This window comes from Streptomyces calidiresistens (assembly GCF_014141525.1).
In the GTDB taxonomy this organism is placed as follows: domain Bacteria; phylum Actinomycetota; class Actinomycetes; order Streptomycetales; family Streptomycetaceae; genus Streptomyces; species Streptomyces calidiresistens.
In genome coordinates this window covers 1-2,317 of record NZ_VKHS01000815.1, presented here as the reverse complement: position 1 = coordinate 2,317, position 2,317 = coordinate 1, and the positions used below count along the sequence as shown (strand labels likewise).

At 70.0% G+C, this 2,317-nt stretch carries 3 protein-coding genes; all 3 read right to left on the bottom strand.

Annotation, left to right across the window (positions count from 1 at the left end):
- Positions 1–187, bottom strand: a 187-nt coding sequence (locus FOE67_RS23070; protein ID WP_182666769.1) for a hypothetical protein, incomplete at its 3' end; no start/stop codon positions are given.
- A 152-nt stretch (positions 188–339) separates the two neighbouring features.
- Entirely contained in the window at positions 340–678 is a 339-nt protein-coding gene (locus FOE67_RS23065) for a P-II family nitrogen regulator (RefSeq protein ID WP_182666768.1), read from the bottom strand.
- A complete protein-coding gene (locus FOE67_RS23060; protein WP_182666767.1) occupies positions 675–1,976 on the bottom strand; it encodes an ammonium transporter in 1,302 nt (433 codons plus the stop codon). The genes FOE67_RS23065 and FOE67_RS23060 overlap by 4 nt, the downstream gene beginning before the upstream one ends.
- Positions 1,977–2,317: the final 341 nt, after the last annotated feature.

Below are 2,317 nucleotides of genomic sequence, written 5' to 3'. Positions count from 1 at the left end.
AGGGGGCGCCCTCCGGGGTGGGCGCGTTGAGCAGGTCCGCCAGCCACCGGTCGGTGACCCGGGCGAGTTCGGCCCGGCGCGGGGCCCCGGTGGGACCGTCCCCGCCCAGGACGCGGAGGCGGGCGGCGGGGTAGGAATCGTCGGATCCGGCCCGGCTGCCGGCGTCGCGACTGGTGTCGGCGGTCATGCGATCACGGCTCCCCGTTGTGGTCGGTCGGTCTCCGTCCGGGTCGTCCGCACCCGGCGGGATCCTCCTCCCGGGGCTCCGTGGCCTCCCCCGGAAGGAGGTCGACCCGGGGGTTCCGGTGGCACCGGAACCCCCGGGTCGGATGACTCGGGTCAGAGGGCGTCCGCTCCCCGGTCCCCGGTGCGCACCCGCACCGCGGACTCCACGGGGACGCTCCACACCTTCCCGTCACCGATCTTGCCGGTGCGGGCGGCCTTGACGATGACATCGATCAGCTGCTCGGCGTCGTCGTCCTCGACCAGGATCTCCAGGCGGGTCTTGGGCACCAGGTCGATGGTGTACTCCGCGCCCCGGTACACCTCGGTGTGACCGCGCTGACGGCCGTAGCCGCTGGCCTCGGTGACCGTCATGCCGTGCACCCCGAAGGCCTGGAGGGCGTCCTTGACCTCGTCCATGCGGTGCGGCTTGATCACCGCGGTGATGAGCTTCATGCGTCCACCTTCTCTTCACCGGTCTTCTCGCCGGTCTGCGTGGCGGCCGGGGCGTGCCCCCCGGCGGAACCGGTGGCGGAACCGCCACCGGACTGGCTGAAGTCGTACCCGCTCTCCGCGTGGTAGACCTGGTCCAGGCCGACCAGCTCGGCGTCCTCGTCGGCCCGGAAACCGATCGTGTGCTTGATCGCCAGGGCGATCAGCAGGGTGACGACGAAGGAGTAGACGAGCACCGCGGCCGCCGCGATGGCCTGGAGGGCGAACTGGGCGAAGCCGCCGACCTCGATGGCCAGGAAGCCGACCATGAGGGTGCCGATGATGCCGCCGACGAGGTGGACGCCGACGACGTCGAGGGAGTCGTCGTAACCCAGCTTGTACTTCAGGCCGACCGCCCAGGCGCAGACCGCCCCGGAGACCAGGCCGATGGCCATCGCGCCCATGGGGGTCACGTCCGCGCCGGCCGGGGTGATCGCGACCAGACCGCCGATGGCGCCGGAGGCGGCCCCCAGGGTGGTGTAGGCGCCGTAGCGCAGGCGCTCGTAGACCAGCCAGCCGAGGACGGCGGTGCCGGTGGCGACCATGGTGTTGAGGGCCATCAGGGCGGCGGTGCCGTTGGCCGCCAGCTCCGAGCCCGCGTTGAAGCCGAACCAGCCGAACCACAGAAGGGCCGCGCCCAGCAGCACCATCGGCAGGTTGTGCGGGCGCATGCCCGAGTCCTTCTTGAAGCCGATCCGCTTGCCGATGACCAGGACCGCCGCCAGGGCCGCGATACCGGCGTTGATGTGGACCGCGGTGCCACCGGCGAAGTCGATGACCTCCCGACCGTCGATCTCCAGTCCGCCGATCCAGCCGCCCTCGCCCCAGACCCAGTGCGCGACCGGGAAGTAGACGATCGACACCCACACGGCGATGAACAGGGCCCAGGCGCTGAACTTGACCCGCTCGGCCAGGGCGCCGCTGATGAGGGCGGGCGTCAGCACCGCGAACATCAGTTGGAAGAGGGCGATGGTGAGCAGTTCGGGGGAGTTGTCCAGGTCGAGCATGCCCCGGAAGCCGATGAAGTCGAGGTTCCCGAAGATGCCGCCCCCCTCACCGTTGACATCGGTGCCGAACGCGATGCTCCAGCCGTAGAGGACCCACAGCACGCTGGAGATGCCCGTCGCGATGAAGCACATCATCAGCATGTTGAGAGCGCTCTTGACACGGATCATGCCGCCGTAGAAGAAGGCGAGGCCAGGGGTCATCAACATGACCATGGCGGCACAGATCACCACAAATGCGATATCTGCTGCTTCCAAGGTGAACGTCTCCTCAGTGGTAACGACCCGTGCGGGCGGATTCTGGGCGGGTCGGGATGCGCCACACACTCCCGGAGGGGGATTTCGGTCGATGCCGCGGGATGTTTCACGGTCATGACAATGGGCCCCGGCGTGTTACGCGTCCATGAAGGCCGCATGGACGGCGTGGATCACCCGCGGGGCGCCCCACCGGAGGGCGAACGGCGCATCGGGCACCCTTCACACGTCCGGCATGTGGACCCGACCGGCTCGCCGACCGGGACGCAGGAATCCGCGGAACCCGTCCCGGGCACCGGGACGCGCGGGAGCGGGGCCGGGAGGGGAAGCAACGGGGCGGGGAC

Excerpts from the sequence above, each read along its gene's own strand:
- FOE67_RS23065 (WP_182666768.1), bottom strand. The coding sequence starts at position 678 with ATGAAGCTCATCACCGCGGTGATCAAGCCGCACCGCATGGACGAGGTC.